The 16571-nt window shown below is 58.6% G+C and carries 11 protein-coding genes; 9 read left to right on the top strand and 2 right to left on the bottom strand.

What is annotated here, in order from left to right; genetic code table 11:
- The first annotated feature begins 121 nt into the window (after positions 1-121).
- The 3 genes from pabB to AB5Y47_RS04415 all read left to right on the top strand — a co-directional run bounded on the left by pabB (position 122) and on the right by AB5Y47_RS04415 (position 3616).
- Entirely contained in the window at positions 122-1492 is a 1371-nt protein-coding gene (pabB, locus tag AB5Y47_RS04405; RefSeq protein ID WP_368219886.1) for an aminodeoxychorismate synthase component I, read from the top strand.
- Positions 1493-1535: 43 nt separating this feature from the next.
- Positions 1536-2102, top strand: a complete 567-nt coding sequence (locus AB5Y47_RS04410; RefSeq protein WP_029314598.1) for a CoA pyrophosphatase — start codon at positions 1536-1538, stop codon at positions 2100-2102.
- A gap of 215 nt (positions 2103-2317) precedes the next feature.
- Positions 2318-3616 carry a serine/threonine transporter gene (locus tag AB5Y47_RS04415; RefSeq protein ID WP_029314600.1) on the top strand — a complete coding sequence of 433 codons (1299 nt, stop codon included), beginning with the start codon at positions 2318-2320 and terminating at the stop codon, positions 3614-3616.
- Positions 3617-4356: 740 nt separating this feature from the next.
- Here AB5Y47_RS04415 and sstT read toward each other — a convergent pair.
- The gene (sstT, locus tag AB5Y47_RS04420; RefSeq protein ID WP_113070184.1) at positions 4357-5607 is read right to left on the bottom strand and encodes a serine/threonine transporter SstT; all 1251 of its coding nucleotides are present in this window, start codon (positions 5605-5607) and stop codon (positions 4357-4359) included.
- A gap of 332 nt (positions 5608-5939) precedes the next feature.
- On the opposite strand from sstT, the gene AB5Y47_RS04425 reads away from it, so the two are divergent.
- The 4 genes from AB5Y47_RS04425 to AB5Y47_RS04440 all read left to right on the top strand — a co-directional run bounded on the left by AB5Y47_RS04425 (position 5940) and on the right by AB5Y47_RS04440 (position 13184).
- Positions 5940-7862 (top strand): ATP-dependent DNA helicase RecQ, encoded by a 1923-nt coding sequence (locus AB5Y47_RS04425; protein ID WP_368219887.1) that lies wholly within the window; start codon positions 5940-5942, stop codon positions 7860-7862.
- Between the two features lie 572 nt (positions 7863-8434).
- Entirely contained in the window at positions 8435-10357 is a 1923-nt protein-coding gene (locus AB5Y47_RS04430; RefSeq protein WP_010674903.1) for a PrkA family serine protein kinase, read from the top strand.
- Positions 10358-10381: 24 nt separating this feature from the next.
- The gene (locus tag AB5Y47_RS04435) at positions 10382-11653 is read left to right on the top strand and encodes a YeaH/YhbH family protein (protein WP_322131742.1); all 1272 of its coding nucleotides are present in this window, start codon (positions 10382-10384) and stop codon (positions 11651-11653) included.
- 10 nt (positions 11654-11663) lie between these two features.
- Complete coding sequence (locus AB5Y47_RS04440; RefSeq protein WP_039040868.1) at positions 11664-13184, top strand: SpoVR family protein; 1521 nt, start codon at positions 11664-11666, stop codon at positions 13182-13184.
- 59 nt (positions 13185-13243) lie between these two features.
- Here the strand turns inward: AB5Y47_RS04440 and fadR are convergent, their stop codons facing one another.
- Positions 13244-13957: a fatty acid metabolism transcriptional regulator FadR gene (gene fadR, locus AB5Y47_RS04445; protein ID WP_010674906.1), complete on the bottom strand. Its 714-nt coding sequence runs from the start codon at positions 13955-13957 to the stop codon at positions 13244-13246.
- A 333-nt stretch (positions 13958-14290) separates the two neighbouring features.
- On the opposite strand from fadR, the gene nhaB reads away from it, so the two are divergent.
- Both nhaB and dsbB read left to right on the top strand, forming a co-directional pair.
- Positions 14291-15865 carry a Na(+)/H(+) antiporter NhaB gene (nhaB, locus tag AB5Y47_RS04450; RefSeq protein WP_368219889.1) on the top strand — a complete coding sequence of 525 codons (1575 nt, stop codon included), beginning with the start codon at positions 14291-14293 and terminating at the stop codon, positions 15863-15865.
- Positions 15866-15951: 86 nt separating this feature from the next.
- Positions 15952-16473, top strand: a complete 522-nt coding sequence (gene dsbB, locus AB5Y47_RS04455) for a disulfide bond formation protein DsbB (RefSeq protein WP_010674908.1) — start codon at positions 15952-15954, stop codon at positions 16471-16473.
- Positions 16474-16571 lie beyond the last annotated feature (98 nt).

The following is a 16571-nucleotide window of genomic DNA, read 5'->3' on the forward strand; positions in this document are numbered from 1 at the left end:
CGGCAGACTGCGGCGTGTTTTTATAACGGTGTTTTTCTTAAAAATGCCGGCGGCCATGATACGCTTGACCACCCGAACCGGCTAGGGAGCCGGGCGCAAACTGTTGCCTATGTAACAAAAAATGAAACCAAGACTGCATATCCACCATTTCGACCCGCAGGCCTCGCTCCACACCTGGTTTGCCTGCCTGCAACACCAACCCTGGGCCATCCTGCTGGAATCCGCCGGCCCCCTGGGGGCTGACAACGGTTTTGACATCATCAGCGCCGATCCGCTTGCCACCCTGGAAACCCGGGGTACCAGCACCTGCCTCACCCAGGATAACCACCAGCACCATCATGACGGCGATCCCCTCGCCCTGCTCGCCAAGACCCAGCAAGCCCTGCTTGGGGAGCGCGTTGAGGATGACTCGGGATTGCCGTTTATCGGGGGAGCCCTGGGACTCTTTGGCTACGATCTGGGCCGACGATTCGAGCGTCTGCCCGCAGTGGCGCAACAGGACATCCAGGTGCCCGACATGGCGGTCGGGATCTACGACTGGGCGCTGCTGCGAAATGTCGCGACGGGACACTGGCAACTGACCCACTGGGGTGATGAAGCCGGCCTCGCCCGCAGGCTCGACTGGCTGATGGCGCAGCGCGAACGAACCACCCTCCCCCTTCGCCTGACCGGCCCCTGGCAGAGCAACATGACGCGGGCCGAATACGGAGACAAGTTTGCCCGTATCCAGGCCTATCTGGCGGCGGGGGATTGTTACCAGATCAACCTGACCCAGCGCTTCAGCGCCCCTTATCAGGGGGATGAATGGTCCGCCTATCTCGCCCTGAGCGCCGCCAACAAGGCGCCGTTCTCCGCCTTTGTCCGCCTGCCGCACAGCGCCATTCTGAGCCTCTCCCCGGAGCGTTTCCTGCTGCTCGACAAGCGCCATATCGAGACCAAGCCCATCAAGGGCACCCGGCCTCGCCACCCTGATCCCGCCCAGGATGCCAGGGTGGCCGAGTCGCTCGCCAGCGCCGACAAGGACAGATCGGAGAACCTGATGATCGTCGATCTGCTGCGCAACGACATCGGCCGGGTGAGCCGGCCGGGGTCGGTCACGGTCCCGCACCTCTTTGCCGTGGAATCCTTCCCGGCGGTGCATCATCTGGTTTCCACCATTCACGGAGAACTGGATACGCGCTGGCAAGAAGTGGATCTGCTGCGGGCCTGCTTCCCCGGCGGCTCCATCACAGGGGCTCCCAAGATCCGGGCGATGGAGATCATCGAGGAGCTGGAGCCGGTGCGGCGCAATGCCTACTGCGGCAGCATCGGTTATCTGAGTCAGCACGGAAGGATGGATACCAGCATCTGCATCCGTACCCTGATCGCCGAAGCCGGTCAGCTGCACTGCTGGGCGGGGGGCGGCATCATCGCCGACTCCGATCCCGACGCCGAATATCAGGAGACCTACGACAAGGTGGCCCGCATCCTGCCACTGCTCGATGCCCTTTGACCCCATCCGGCCCTGCGGGGCCGACACAAGGAGACCCATGGAGATGACGAGTGCCGAGCTGCTGACCCGCTTTTTGCTGCAGCGCCCCGCCCCCGCCCATCGCCTGGCACTGGCCGGGCTCAAACCTGCCGCCGTCTTGATCCCCCTGGTGGAGCGCCCCGAGGGCCTGCACCTGCTGCTGACGCGCCGCAGCGCCGCCCTGCGCCACCACCCGGGGCAGATCAGCTTTCCCGGCGGGCGCCAGGACCCGGAAGACCGGGACCTCATTCACACCGCGCTCAGGGAAACCGAGGAGGAGCTTGGCATTCCCCCCTCCCAGATCCGGATCATCGGCAGCCTCACCCCTCTCAATACCGTCTCACGCTACGATGTGCTGCCGGTCCTCGCCATGCTCGACCCAGGCTACGGGCTGACCCTGAGCCAGGACGAGGTGGCCCAGGCCTTCGAAGTCCCCCTCGCCCACGTGCTGGATCCGGGGCAGCACATAGCCCTGAGCCTGCCAAGAGCGGACGGTCGTCACACCATCTATTGGATCCCTTGGGAGCAATCTTTCATCTGGGGAGCCACTGCCAGCATGATCCGCCAGCTTGCCCAGCACATCTCAACATAACATTTTGACAACATGATGAGGTGGGAAATTATCCAGTTAACATTCAAATAACACTGCATTTGATAAATAAATTTTGATTTTTTATTCTTTTGATCACATTTCTACAAGAAAGTACGGGTTTCAGCCGCACAAAGGTGAATTTGATCAACATTTTTGATTAAAAAGAAAGTATTCTTGCGCCGACTAATTAAAACCACACATTCGGGGTGAGACACATGTCCAATACTGTCACTGGCGCACAGGATGTTGCAGCCGCACAGGAGCAAGGAATCAGCTCGGTCCAATCTCGCGGTTGGAGTAAACAAGACACCACCTGGGTGATCAGCCTGTTCGGTACCGCCGTCGGTGCAGGCATCCTGTTCCTGCCCATCAACGCTGGCATGGGTGGCTTCTGGCCGCTGGTGGTGATGGCGCTGCTGGTCGGCCCCATGACCTACCTGGCCCACCGTGGTCTGGCGCGCTTCGTGCTTTCCTCCAAGCAGCCCAATGCCGACATCACCCAGGTGGTGGAAGAGCACTTCGGCGTGGGTGCCGGTAAATTGATCACCCTGCTCTATTTCTTCGCCATCTACCCCATCGTGCTGATCTACGGCGTGGGCATCACCAACACGGTGGAAAGCTTCCTGGTCAACCAGTTGCAGATGACGCCGCCCCCGCGCTGGATCCTCTCCATCGTGCTCATCATGGCCATGATGTCCGTGATGCTGGCTGGCGAGAAGCTGATGCTGAAAGTGACCGAGTTCCTGGTCTATCCGCTCATCGCCATTCTGGCGGGCATCTCCCTGTACCTGATCCCGGACTGGACCGGTGCGGCCCTGAATGAAATGCCGAGCACCAAAGACTTCGCCACCACCCTGTGGCTGACCATCCCGGTGCTGGTGTTCTCCTTCAACCACAGCCCGGCCATCTCCAGCTTCGCTCTGGCCCAGCGCCGTGATCACGGTGAGCATGCCGTCGCCAAGTCCGACGCCATCCTCAAGCGCACCGCCATCATTCTGCTGGGCTTCGTGATGTTCTTCGTCTTCTCCTGCGTGATGAGTCTGACGCCGGCCCAGCTGGCAGAAGCCAAGTCCCAGAACATCGCCGTGCTCTCCTACCTGGCCAACCAGCATGCGAGCCCCATCATCTCCTACTTCGGTCCGCTGGTTGCCTTCGTGGCCATCGTCTCCTCCTTCTTCGGCCACTATCTGGGTGCCCGTGAAGGTCTGAAAGGGATGATCGTCCAGAACATGCGCAGCTCCGGCAAGGCACCGAACCACAAGAAGGTGGAGCTGTTCATCATCGCTTTCTTCATCCTGACCCTGTGGGGCGTGGCCGTGATCAACCCCTCCATCCTCGGGATGATCGAATCCCTGGGTGGCCCCATCATCGCCACCATCCTGTTCCTCATGCCCATGTACGCCATCAAGCGCGTTCCGGCCATGGCGAAATACCAGGGCCAGATCAGCAACGTCTTCGTGGCGACCATGGGCCTTATCGCCATCTCCGCCATCCTTTATCAACTGGTCGGCTAAGCCTTCCTGCGATACCGTCGGGCCAGCATCTGGCCCGGCGCCTCCCACAGCCCGGCAGATCTCCTCTGCCGGGCTGTGTTCGTTATGATCATCAGGCACTGAGCTCAGATGATCAGAGCCCCCTGCCCTCAAATCAGAGACAGCCCTTTCACCCACTCTCTTTCCCCTTGGTGACAGCTTGCCGCTCATATTCCTTTCCCCATGGCACACGACCAAGGCGTGCTGCGTTATCCCGTCATCTGCCGCACGCCATCGGCCTTGCCAGGCAGAACACCAGAGCCCTTGTCCTTGCCAGGAACGCCCGCTCTTCGGGGTTTAGCCCAGAGAGCCGACACCCCCACCCAATGGAGCCTTTCTTCGAGGCACTCAGGGAAAGTACCGGCCACAGGGCGCAGGCAAACCGCCGAGAGGGCCTTGACCGGGATTCTCGTACAGCGTCCGAAGAGCAGATGACCCCTTCGGTCACCAGAGGGGATGCCACAAGCCGCCACGCTGACAGCACAAACAGCCCGATATGCCCTGCCGAATGCAGCGCCGGGCACGCGGGTACAGGGAATGGTTTGTTGGCGGTGGCGAGAACACGAAGACAGCCAACGGGCCCCTCCCGGGAAATCACACAGGGGGATCCGAGCACTGTCACTGCCATGACACGGCGAGAAGGTGCAGGGCGCCTGACGCGCGCGCAAATAAAAAGCGCCCTCCGAAGAGGGCGCCTGTGCAAAGCGGAAAGTCTGAGGGGATCAGGCTTCGCGGCTGGGGACCGGGGCGGCATCCAGCAGGCTCTCATCCTCGGCCATGCAGGCGGCCGCAGTGAACAGCACGTCGGTGGAGCTGTTGAGGGCCGTCTCGGCGGAATCCTGCAACACCCCGATGATGAAGCCAACGGCCACCACCTGCATGGCGATGTCGTTGCTGATACCGAACAGGCTGCACGCCAGCGGGATCAGCAGCAGGGAGCCGCCCGCCACGCCGGAGGCGCCACAGGCACTGACGGTGGCAACCACGGAGAGCAGAATGGCGGTCGCCATGTCCACTTCCATCCCCAGGGTATGCACCGCCGCCATGGAGAGCACGGTAATGGTGATGGCGGCGCCGGCCATGTTGATGGTGGCACCCAGCGGGATCGAGACCGCATAGGTGTCTTCCGGCAGGCGCAGCCTCTCGGCCAGGGCCATGTTGACCGGAATGTTGGCGGCGGAGCTGCGGGTGAAGAAGGCGGTCACACCGCTCTCTTTCAGGCAGGTCAGCACCAGGGGATAGGGGTTGCGCTTGATCTTCCAGAAGACGATGAGCGGATTGACCACGAAGGCGATGAACAGCATGCAGCCGATCAGTACCACCAGCAGTTGGGCATAGCCAAACAGCGCATCGAAGCCGGTTTCAGCCAGGGTGGAGGCAACCAGACCCAGGATGCCGAGCGGAGCGCAACGGATCACGGCCTTGACGATGGCGGAAACCCCGTGGGACACATCGGAAATCAGTGATTTGGTGCTTTCATTGGCGTGACGCATGGCGATACCAAGGCCGATGGCCCAGGCCAGGATGCCGATATAGTTGGCTTCCAGCAGTGCTTTCACCGGGTTGGTCACCACGTTGAACAGCAGGGTCTGCAGCACTTCCGTGATGCCCCCCGGCGGCGTGATCTCGGTAGCGCCTGCCACCAGATGCAGGTTGGAGGGGAAGAGGAAGCTCGCCACCACTGCCACGGCAGCCGCCAGGAAGGTACCCAGCACATAGAGCAGCAGGATCGGTTTCATGTTGGTCTTCTGACCCTGCTTGTGGCCGATGATCGCCGACATCACCAGCACGAAGACCAGCAGCGGCGCCACGGCCTTCAGGGCGCCGACGAACAGGCTGCCGAGCAGACCCGCCGCCTTGGCCCACTCGGGCATGAACATCGCAAGAAGGATACCGAATACCAGACCGACCAGGATCTGGCTAACCAGACTGGTGCTGTTGACCAGTCGAATGAGGGGGTGTTGTTGTGTCATCAAGTAGTCCCTGTGCACTCATGGTGCGTGAATCATTAGTCCTGTTGGCAACCAGCCCCGCGCATTGGCACCGGTCCGTTGACGGTGACGCCGTGGGCAGCTCTTCTGGTGGATCTGTCCCGTTCGCATGGGGTTGCGGACAGGAATATCCCATCTGCCATGGTTTTTTTCCACATAATCACTGAAAAATATCAGGGTTACCTCACAAAAAATCTACAACAATGTGATAACACAATATCAACCACGGTCAAAATGTCACCAAACCAGTCCGATCATCGGCCACCACTGGGCCAGAAGTGATATGATGACGCCCTTTTTCAGGGAGCCTTGCCATGATCACCTCTTTATTGACCCGACACTTCGGCTTTGATCGCTTGCGGCCCGGGCAGGAAGCAGTGATCAGTCGTCTGCTGGCCGGCAAGAGCGCCGCAGCCATCTTCCCGACTGGCGCGGGGAAATCCCTCTGTTATCAATTGCCCGCCCTCGCACTGCCCCACCTGACCCTGGTCATCTCTCCCCTGCTGGCCCTGATGCACGATCAGCTCGCCTTTTTGCGCAGCAAGGGGATCGCCGCCGCCACTCTGGATTCCAGCCAGACAGCGGAAGAGAGCCGGCGCGTGATGCAGCAGGCCAGCGATGGCCAGCTCAAGATCCTGATGATCTCGGTGGAGCGCCTCAAAAATGAGCGCTTTCGCCGCTTCATCGCCCACATCCCCCTGTCACTGCTGGTAGTGGACGAGGCCCACTGCATCTCGGAGTGGGGCCACAACTTTCGCCCCGACTACCTCAAGCTGCCGGATCATCGCCGTGAACTGGCCATTCCCCAGGTGCTGTTGCTGACCGCCACCGCCACCCCGGCCGTCATGGCGGACATGCAGGCAAAATTTGCCATCGACCGGGACGATCTGGTGGTCACCGGTTTCTACAGACCCAATCTGGATCTGGCCGTCCTCCCGCTGGCCGGCATTGCCCGCGATACCTGGCTGCGCGAGGAGCTGCACCGGGATCCGGCCGCCCCCACCATCGTCTACGTGACTCTGCAACACAGCGCAGAGCAGTGCGCCGCGCAGCTACAGGCCAGCGGCATCCGGGCATGCGCCTACCATGCGGGGCTCGATCCCGCCCTGCGCAGCCAGATCCAGCACGACTTCATGGCTGGCAGACTCCACTGCATCGTGGCCACCATCGCCTTTGGCATGGGCATCGACAAGGCCGACATTCGCCGGGTCATTCACTACGACCTGCCCAAGTCCATCGAGAACTACAGCCAGGAGATAGGCCGCGCCGGACGTGACGGGCTTCCCTCCCGCTGCACCGTGCTGGCGAGCCGCGCCCAGTTGCCGGTACTTGAAAACTTCGTCTATGGGGATACACCGGACAGGGACGCCATCGCGCACTTGCTCGATATCGTGCGCCAGAGCGGCGCCGAGTGGGAATTCAGCCTGCTGCGCCTCTCCAACGAGACCAACGTTCGCCAACTGCCCCTCAAGACCCTGCTGGTCTATCTGGAGATGGCGGGGGTCATTGCACCGGCCTACAGCTACTTTGCCGAGTACCGTTTCAGGTTCGTACTGGAAAAACAGGCGATCCTCGCTCGTTTCAATTCCGAACGCCGCCAGTTCCTGGAGCAGGTCTTTGCCTGCGCCCCCCAGGCGCGCACCTGGTGCACCATGGACTTCGAGGCGCTGTGGCAGGGATATCAGAGAGAACGCCAGCGCGCCGCGGCGGCGCTGGACTACCTGCAGCAGCAGGGTTGGATCGAGCTTGAAAGCAAGCAGATGACCGAGGTCTATCGGGTGTTGAGCCAGCAAATCGATACCGCGACCCAGGCCGAAGAGCTTCATGGATTGTTTGAAAAGAAAGAGCAGAGCGAGCTGGCCCGCCTTCAGGCGCTGCTGGCCTTTTTCACCTCGACCACCTGCCTTAGCCATGAGCTTGCCCGCTATTTTGCCGACGACGCGGCCCCCGAGCGGTGCGGGCACTGTTCCGTCTGCCGGGGAGAGATCGCCGTGTTGCCGCCGTTACCATCACCGGGCTTGCCCAACGAGCACGGTCTGCGCACCTGGTGCGACCCGCTGATCGCCCTGTGCCATCAGCGCCATCCCAGGATCCTGACCCGTTTCCTGTGTGGCATCGCCACCCCGCTGACCACCCGTCTCAAGGCCAGGGATCTGGCCGGTTTTGGCCAGTTGGCGGACCATCCCTTCGCCGAGGTGCTGGCGGCGGTGTCAGCCCTCTATCCCGCCGAATCCTGAGCTTGCAGGTTTGGCGCCGTTCAGACGCTGAAAAAATAAGACCCTCGCGGATGCGAGGGTCAAGCCAACGGAAACGTGCTTAAACAGAGCTTAGTATCTGCACAATCACCCACTCTCTTGCTAAAGCGATGACTGCTCGACACAGGGCCAATCTAGAGCAGCCAGAATGTAGCGTCAATGTAAAAATTAGAGCAAAAACACCAAACAAATGACATTACGTTGACGTAAGCGATATGCCTTTTCACCCTCTATTCCCTGCCGCCCTTGCCCTTGCTGGCACAGCCCCCTGACAAAACAGAGCGTCACCATTTTCTCCCTCTGGCACACAAAGATTTATTTTTTATGTCTTTGACATTTGCATCACTGTCGTGGCAAAAATAATTTAACAGTCAGTAACATAGGTATGTCACTTACTGCTTCTTCCCGCACGAGGATCGGGAAGCTCCCGCACAAACTTAAACCAATGATGGCGATGGATTACTGGGGGCTGTTGACTAGGCTTAAGAGGTAAACAGAACAAAAGTAGTGATCCACTCTTTTTCAGGGCAAGCGACTATAACGAGGGCTAAGTTATGGGCATCTTCGAGCACTATCAACAGCGGTATGAGAAGGCCAGAGAGGAGGAGTACAGCATCCAGGAGTTTCTGGATATGTGCAAACAGGACAAATCCTGCTACGCCTCTGCCGCCGAACGTCTGCTGACCGCCATCGGCGAGCCGGAAATGATCGATACCTCGACCAATCCACGTCTCAGCCGTCTCTTTTCCAACCGCGTCGTCGCGCGTTATCCCGCTTTCAAAGACTTCTATGGCATGGAAGAAGCCATCGAACAGATTGTCTCCTATCTCAAACATTCCGCTCAGGGTCTGGAAGAGAAGAAACAGATCCTCTATCTGCTCGGACCGGTTGGCGGCGGTAAATCCTCGCTGGCAGAGAAACTCAAATCCCTGATGCAAAAAGTGCCCATCTATCGCATCAAGGGCTCACCGGTGAACGATCACCCCTTCTGCCTGTTTGACATCGACGAAGATGGCGAAATCCTCGAGAAGGAGTACGGCATCCCTCGCCGTTATCTGCGTCCCATCATGTCTCCCTGGGTCGCCAAGCGCCTTCACGAGTTTGGTGGCGACATCACCAAGTTCAAGGTGGAAAAGGTGAACCCCTCCATCCTCGATCAGATCGCCATCGCCAAGACCGAACCGGGGGACGACAACAATCAGGACATCTCCTCCCTGGTCGGCAAGGTCGATATCCGCATGCTGGAACACTTCGCCCAGGATGATGCCGATGCTTACTCCTACTCCGGTGCGCTGTGCAAGGCAAACCAGGGGATGATGGAGTTCGTCGAGATGTTCAAGGCCCCCATCAAGGTGCTGCACCCGCTGCTGACGGCGACACAAGAGGGGAACTACAACGGTACCGAGGGACTCTCCGCCCTCCCCTTCGACGGCATCCTGCTGGCCCACTCCAACGAATCCGAGTGGCAGCAGTTCCGCAACAACAAGAACAACGAGGCCTTCCTCGACCGGGTTTACATCGTCAAGGTGCCCTACTGCCTGCGGGTGTCGGAAGAGGTGAAGATCTACGAAAAACTGCTGTTCAACAGCGAGCTGACCGAGGCCAAATGCGCACCGGGTACTCTGGAGCTGCTGGGCCAGTTCTCGGTGCTGTCGCGACTCAAGGAGCCGGAAAACTCCAGCCTCTACTCCAAGATGCGAGTCTATGACGGCGAGAGTCTTAAAGACACGGATCCCAAGGCGAAGAGCTACCAGGAGTATCGCGACTATGCCGGTGTCGACGAGGGCATGAACGGCCTCTCCACCCGCTTCGCGTTCAAGATCCTCTCCCGCGTCTTCAACTTCGACCACGCGGAAGTGGCTGCCAACCCGGTGCACCTCTTCTACGTGCTGGAGCAGCAGATAGAGCGCGAGCAGTTCCCGCAAGAGCTGCACGATCGCTATCTGGAGTTCATCAAGGGTTACCTGACTCCGCGCTACGTCGAGTTCATCGGCAAGGAGATCCAGACCGCCTACCTCGAGTCGTATTCAGAGTACGGTCAGAACATCTTCGATCGCTACGTCACCTACGCCGACTTCTGGATCCAGGATCAGGAGTATCGTGACCCAGAAACCGGCCAGCTGTTTGACAGAGCGTCTCTCAACAGCGAGCTGGAGAAAATTGAAAAACCTGCCGGGATCAGCAACCCGAAAGATTTCCGCAACGAAATCGTCAACTTCGTGCTGCGTGCCCGGGCCAACAATGCAGGCCGTAACCCCAACTGGACCAGTTACGAGAAGCTGCGCACCGTGATCGAGAAGAAGATGTTCTCCAACACGGAAGAGCTGCTGCCGGTTATCTCCTTCAACAGCAAAACCTCGGCTGAGGAGCAGAAGAAGCACGATAACTTTGTCGAACGGATGATGGAGAAAGGCTACACACGTAAACAGGTGCGGCTGCTCTCCGAGTGGTATCTCAGGGTACGCAAGTCATCCTGACCCTGCCGTGTTCAAGGGGGAGTTATGGCGCATTTTATCGACCGCAGGCTCAACGGCAAAAACAAAAGCGCTGTCAATCGGCAGCGCTTCATCCGCCGCTACAAGAAGCAGATAAAACAAGCGGTCTCGGATGCTGTCTCCAAGCGCAGCATTCAGGACGTGGACAAGGGCGAGAGCATCAGCATCCCGACCAAGGACATCGGGGAACCCCATTTTCATCAGGGTCATGGCGGCAAACGGGAGATGGTGCATCCGGGCAACGACCAGTTTGTCTCCGGTGACAAGATTGACCGGCCCAAAGGGGGTGGCGGCGGCCAGGGGAGTGGCGAGGGCCAGGCCTCGGATCAAGGAGAGGGCGTCGATGATTTCGTCTTCCAGATCTCCAAGGACGAGTACCTGGACTTGCTGTTCGAGGATCTGGAGCTGCCGCGGCTGCAAAAGACCCAGCTCAACCAGCTGATGGAGATGAAGACCTATCGGGCCGGCTACACCTCCAACGGGGTGCCTGCCAACATCAACGTGGTGCGCTCCCTGCAAAATTCGCTGGCGCGGCGCATGGCGCTGCAGGCAGGCAAGAAACGTCAGTTGCGTGAACTGGAGAAGCGCCTGGCCCAGCTGGCTTGCGAGCCCAACGACCATTTCGCCGAAATGGCGCAACTTGAAAAAGAGATCAGGGAGCTGAAACGGCGGATCGATGCGGTCCCCTTTATCGACACCTTCGACCTCAAATTCAACAACTTTGTCAAACGGCCCGTCCCCTCGAGCCAGGCGGTAATGTTCTGCCTGATGGACGTCTCCGGTTCCATGGATCAGGCTACCAAGGAGATGGCCAAGCGTTTCTATATCCTGCTTTATCTATTCCTGAGCCGGACTTACAAGAATGTCGAGGTGGTCTACATCCGCCACCACACCCAGGCCAAGGAGGTGGACGAGCACGAGTTCTTCTACTCCCAGGAGACCGGCGGCACCATCGTCTCCAGTGCGCTCAAGATGATGAACGACATCATCAACGAACGTTATCCCGCCAACCAGTGGAACATCTATGCGGCGCAGGCCTCTGATGGTGACAACTGGGCCGATGACTCACCCCAGTGCAGGGAGATCCTGATGCGCGACATCATGCCGCGGGTGCGTTACTACTCCTACATCGAGATCACTACCCGCGCCCACCAGACCCTGTGGCACGAATATGAGGCGGTGGCAGAGCAATACGCCCACTTCGCCATGGAGCACATTCGCAAGGTCGAGGACATTTATCCGGTGTTCCGGGAATTGTTCAAGAAGCAAGCGGCTTGAGGGATCACATATGGTAGAAACCGCAAGAAAGATAGCGCCGCTGGACGATGGTCCTGACTGGAACTTCGATCTGCTGGAGCTTTATCACCAGGAGATAGCCCGGGTCGCCAAATTCTATCGGCTCGACACCTATCCCAACCAGATCGAGGTGATCACTGCAGAGCAGATGATGGATGCCTACTCCAGTGTCGGCATGCCCATCGGTTATCAACACTGGTCATTCGGCAAGCGCTTTATCCACACCGAACGCAACTACAAGCGCGGCCAAATGGGACTGGCCTACGAGATCGTCATCAACTCGGACCCCTGCATCGCCTATCTGATGGAAGAGAACACCATGCCGATGCAGGCGCTGGTCATGGCCCACGCCTGCTATGGTCACAACTCCTTCTTCAAGAACAACTATCTGTTCAAGGCCTGGACCGATGCCTCCTCCATCATCGACTACCTGTTGTTTGCCAAGAACTACATCACCGAGTGCGAGGAAAAACACGGCATCGATGCGGTGGAGAAACTGCTCGACTCCTGCCATGCCCTGATGAACTTCGGGGTGGATCGTTACAAGCGGCCCCAGAAGATTTCTCTGGCCGAGGAGAAGCGACGCCAGAAGGCGCGGGAAGATTATCTGCAAACCCAGGTCAATGAGCTGTGGCGTACCCTGCCCAAGCAGCACAAGATTGCCGGGGTGGAAGACAGGCGCTATCCTGCCGAGCCTCAGGAGAACATCCTCTATTTCATCGAAAAGAATGCCCCCCTGCTCGAGCCCTGGCAGCGCGAGGTGGTACGTATCGTGCGCAAGATCAGTCAGTACTTCTACCCGCAGAAGCAGACGCAGGTGATGAACGAGGGCTGGGCCACCTTCTGGCACTACACCATTCTCAACCACCTCTATGACGAGGGAAAAATCAGCGATCGCTTCATGCTGGAGGTGCTGCACAGCCACACCAACGTGGTCTATCAGCCCCCCTACAACAGCCGGTATTACTCGGGGATCAACCCCTACGCCCTTGGCTTTGCCATGTTCACGGACCTGCGTCGCATCTGCGAACACCCGACCGAGGAGGACAGATACTGGTTCCCCGATTACGCTGGCACCAACTGGGTCGAGACATTGCATTTCGCCATGCAGAACTTCAAGGACGAAAGCTTCATCAGCCAGTTCCTCAGTCCCAAGGTGATGCGAGACATGAAGCTCTTTGCCATCGATGACGACGATCTGAAGAACTACCTCAAGGTGTCCGCCATTCACAATGAAGAGGGCTACCGGCTGGTGCGTAGCACCCTGTCCGCTCAATACAACCTGAGCAACCTGGAGCCCAACATTCAGGTCTACAACGTGGCAGTGAAAGGCGATCGCTCCCTGACCCTGCGCTATGTTCCCCACAACCGCATCCCCCTTGGCGAGTCACGCCACGAGGTGCTAAAGCATCTTCATCAGCTGTGGGGCTTCGATGTGGTGCTGGAGCAGGACAATGGCGAGCTATCCGCAGATATCATCGGCCGTTGTCCGGACCGCAAGAGCATGACCTGACGTCAGTGCCGGGCATAAAAAAACGCGCCATCAGGCGCGTTTTTCTTGGATCAGGGCAATCAATTGTCACACAGGTTGCTTGGCATGTCCTGACGCAGACGGGTCCAAAGCTTGCCAGACTCGATACCGTACTGGCGTACCGTCATGAACACGGCTTCGTGATCCTTGGTTTCGGCCAGCTTGCGCAGCGTCTTGTAGTAGGCATCTGCGGTTTCCCGCGCCTGCTTGTCCGAGAAGTAGTAGCGGCCAACCCGGCTGTACAAGCCCTTGAAACCGTTGAGGATCAAGGCATAGATGGGGTTGCCAGAGGCAAACGAAAGCTGGTGATGCAAACGGTAGTCGAAGTCCGCATAGGCCTCGGCCGTGTTCTCCACATCATCGGCACCACGCAAGATCTCGGCGGCCTGTTCCGGGTTGTTGCGAATGGCGCCACGGATGAAGATGGTGCAGATGTTGGTCCGGGCGGAGAGCAGTTGTGCCACCAGATCAGGCACCTTGTCCTGATCGAGACGCGCCAGGGTCTCCAGGATGTTGAGACCGGAGGTTTCCCAGAAATTGTTGACCTTGGTCGGTTTGCCATGCTGGATGGTGAGCCAGCCATCACGGGCAAGGCGCTGCAACACTTCACGCAAGGTAGTGCGAGTCACGCCGATCAATTCGGACAGCTCGCGCTCCGCCGGCAGAATGGATCCAGGAGGAAAGCGATTGTTCCAGATGGACTCGATGATGTATTCCTCGGCAAACCCGGCAGGGCTTTGCGCTTTAATGACCATGTAATGACTCTGTTGTAGTGCGTAAAAAGGCCCCCGAATAATAGCAAAGCCGGTCATGCTGGCAAGCAGAAGGTCGGTCCTCTGCTCACATTACCCCGATCTTTTTGTTAAAAATATGTATACAGCAACAAGTGGGGAGTCAACCAACACCAAATGATGGGGATATAAGCGTTTGCTCGCTGGGCAAGTTCAGCGACCTTATTTATAGTTATCGCTCCCTTGATTAAAATCATGTGCAATCAATCTGATACAGGTGAATATCCGGATGTTCGGCTCGGGTCGGGCTCGACTGCATAGACGCAGATATCAACAACAGAACAGAGAACCATCATTATGCCAATCAGTCTAGGGCGCGCGTTTACAAAGAACTTTTTGGGCAATGCTCCGCGATGGTACAAAATTGCCATCGTTCTATTCCTGCTGATCAACCCGATCATTTTCTACGTTGATCCCTTCCTGGCCGGCTGGCTGCTGGTTGTCGAGTTTATTTTCACCCTGGCCATGGCCCTCAAGTGCTATCCGCTGCAACCGGGCGGACTCCTGGCCATCGAAGCCGTGCTCATCGGCATGACCTCCGCCAACCAGATAAAACATGAGCTGGTGGCCAATATCGAAGTGCTTCTGCTGCTGGTCTTCATGGTGGCCGGCATCTACTTCATGAAGCAGTTGCTGCTCTACGTCTTTACCAAGATGCTGGTGCGCATCCACTCCAAAACGTTGCTTTCTCTCGCCTTCTGCCTGGTGTCTGCATTCCTCTCCGCGTTCCTTGATGCCCTGACCGTGATCGCCGTGGTCATCAGCGTCGCAACCGGCTTCTACGCTATCTACCACAAGGTGGCCTCCCGGGATGAGTCCGGCAATCTGCATCATGATGACGAAGAGATTGACGAGCTCTCCCGCCAGCATCTGAACGAATTTCGTGCCTTCCTGCGCAGCCTGATGATGCACGCCGCCATCGGTACCGCCCTGGGGGGCGTCTGCACCCTGGTCGGCGAACCCCAGAACCTCATCATCGGTGAACAGGCGGGGTGGCACTTCGGTGAATTTGCCATTCGCATGGCGCCAGTCACCATTCCGGTCTTCATTTGCGGCCTGCTGACCTGCATCCTGGTCGAAAAATTCCGCTGGTTCGGTTATGGCGCCCGCTTGCCCGAGCCCGTGCGTCACATCATGGAATCCTACGAGCGCGACGAAAACGCACAACGTACCCCGCAGGACAAGGCCAAGCTGATCGTCCAGGCGCTGATTGCCACCTGGCTTATCACGGGTCTTGCCCTCCATCTGGCTGCTGTTGGGCTAATCGGCCTGACGGTCATCGTGCTCGCGACGGCGTTCACCGGCGTGACCGAAGAACACGCGCTTGGCAAGGCATTCCAGGAGGCTTTGCCGTTCACCGCCCTGCTCACCGTCTTTTTCAGCGTGGTCGCCGTCATCATCGATCAACAGCTGTTCAAGCCGGTGATCCAGTGGGTACTGGCGGCCAAGCCGGAGGATCAGCTTGCCCTCTTCTACCTGGCAAACGGTCTGCTCTCCATGGTCAGTGACAACGTCTTCGTCGGCACCGTCTACATCAACGAGGTGAAGACCGCCCTGATCAACGGCGCCATCAGCCGCGAGCATTTTGATCTGCTGGCCGTGGCCATCAATACCGGCACCAACCTGCCATCGGTCGCCACCCCCAATGGCCAGGCCGCATTCCTGTTCATGCTCACCTCGGCCCTCGCTCCCCTGCTGCGCCTCTCTTATGGCCGCATGGTCTGGATGGCGCTGCCCTATACCCTGGTGCTGGGGCTTGTCGGCTTTTTCTCCGTGGAACTGCTCCTCGGTCCTGTAACCGAATGGTTCTATCAGGCAGGGTGGTTGCTGGATCATGGGGCACTGCCACTGCCCACCCCGTCCACACACTGATCATGAAAGGGGCTGTTCGGCCCCTTTCTTTTCAGATGGGGCTCTGCTCTAATTCAGCCACTATTTTTCTCTGAGAGATCAATCAGATGATCGAGTATCTTCGCCGCATTGCCAGTCATCGCCTGGCCTGGGGATTGCTGGCAGCCTCCGCTTTCGCGCTGGAACTCTGCGCCCTCTTCTTCCAGCACGTGCTGGGTTTGCACCCTTGCGTGATGTGCATCTATGAACGTATCGCCCTCCTCGGCGTGCTCACCGCCGGGCTCCTCGGCATGGTCGCGCCAGAGCGCTGGTACCTGCGCTGGAGTGCCATGCTCCTGTGGGGTTACAGCGCCTTCTGGGGCCTGAAACTGGCGCTCAAGCACGTGGATTACCAGATGAACCCCTCCCCCTTCAACGTATGCGAAGGGTTTGTTGACTTCCCTGCCTGGGCACCACTGGATAAATGGGTTCCCTGGATGTTCTACCCGGACGGCGACTGCAGCGAGATCAGCTGGCAGTTCCTCGGTTTCTCCATGCCGCAGTGGCTCGTGGTCATCTTTGCCGCCTACCTGCTGGTGTTCGTCATCGTGGCTGCTGGCAACCTGATAAAAGGGCGCTGCTGCAACTAGTCGTTCACTCGACCATAAAAGGGAGCCCGTGGCTCCCTTTTTATCTCCTCTTATCGCCTCACGGCCCCATGCCCAGGGGGCCGGCTCCCGTTCTCCCT

The organism is Aeromonas sp. R7-2, assembly GCF_040908105.1.
Taxonomy (GTDB): Bacteria; Pseudomonadota; Gammaproteobacteria; order Enterobacterales; family Aeromonadaceae; genus Aeromonas; species Aeromonas caviae.

Bases quoted from the DNA above. Each gene is read 5' to 3' on its own strand.
- pabB (WP_368219886.1), top strand. From the start codon at position 122: ATGAAACCAAGACTGCATATCCACCATTTCGACCCGCAGGCCTCGCTC.
- AB5Y47_RS04410 (WP_029314598.1), top strand. From the start codon at position 1,536: ATGACGAGTGCCGAGCTGCTGACCCGCTTTTTGCTGCAGCGCCCCGCC.
- AB5Y47_RS04415 (WP_029314600.1), top strand. From the start codon at position 2,318: ATGTCCAATACTGTCACTGGCGCACAGGATGTTGCAGCCGCACAGGAG.
- sstT (WP_113070184.1), bottom strand. From the start codon at position 5,607: ATGACACAACAACACCCCCTCATTCGACTGGTCAACAGCACCAGTCTG.
- AB5Y47_RS04425 (WP_368219887.1), top strand. From the start codon at position 5,940: ATGATCACCTCTTTATTGACCCGACACTTCGGCTTTGATCGCTTGCGG.
- AB5Y47_RS04430 (WP_010674903.1), top strand. From the start codon at position 8,435: ATGGGCATCTTCGAGCACTATCAACAGCGGTATGAGAAGGCCAGAGAG.
- AB5Y47_RS04435 (WP_322131742.1), top strand. From the start codon at position 10,382: ATGGCGCATTTTATCGACCGCAGGCTCAACGGCAAAAACAAAAGCGCT.
- AB5Y47_RS04440 (WP_039040868.1), top strand. From the start codon at position 11,664: ATGGTAGAAACCGCAAGAAAGATAGCGCCGCTGGACGATGGTCCTGAC.
- fadR (WP_010674906.1), bottom strand. From the start codon at position 13,957: ATGGTCATTAAAGCGCAAAGCCCTGCCGGGTTTGCCGAGGAATACATC.
- nhaB (WP_368219889.1), top strand. From the start codon at position 14,291: ATGCCAATCAGTCTAGGGCGCGCGTTTACAAAGAACTTTTTGGGCAAT.
- dsbB (WP_010674908.1), top strand. From the start codon at position 15,952: ATGATCGAGTATCTTCGCCGCATTGCCAGTCATCGCCTGGCCTGGGGA.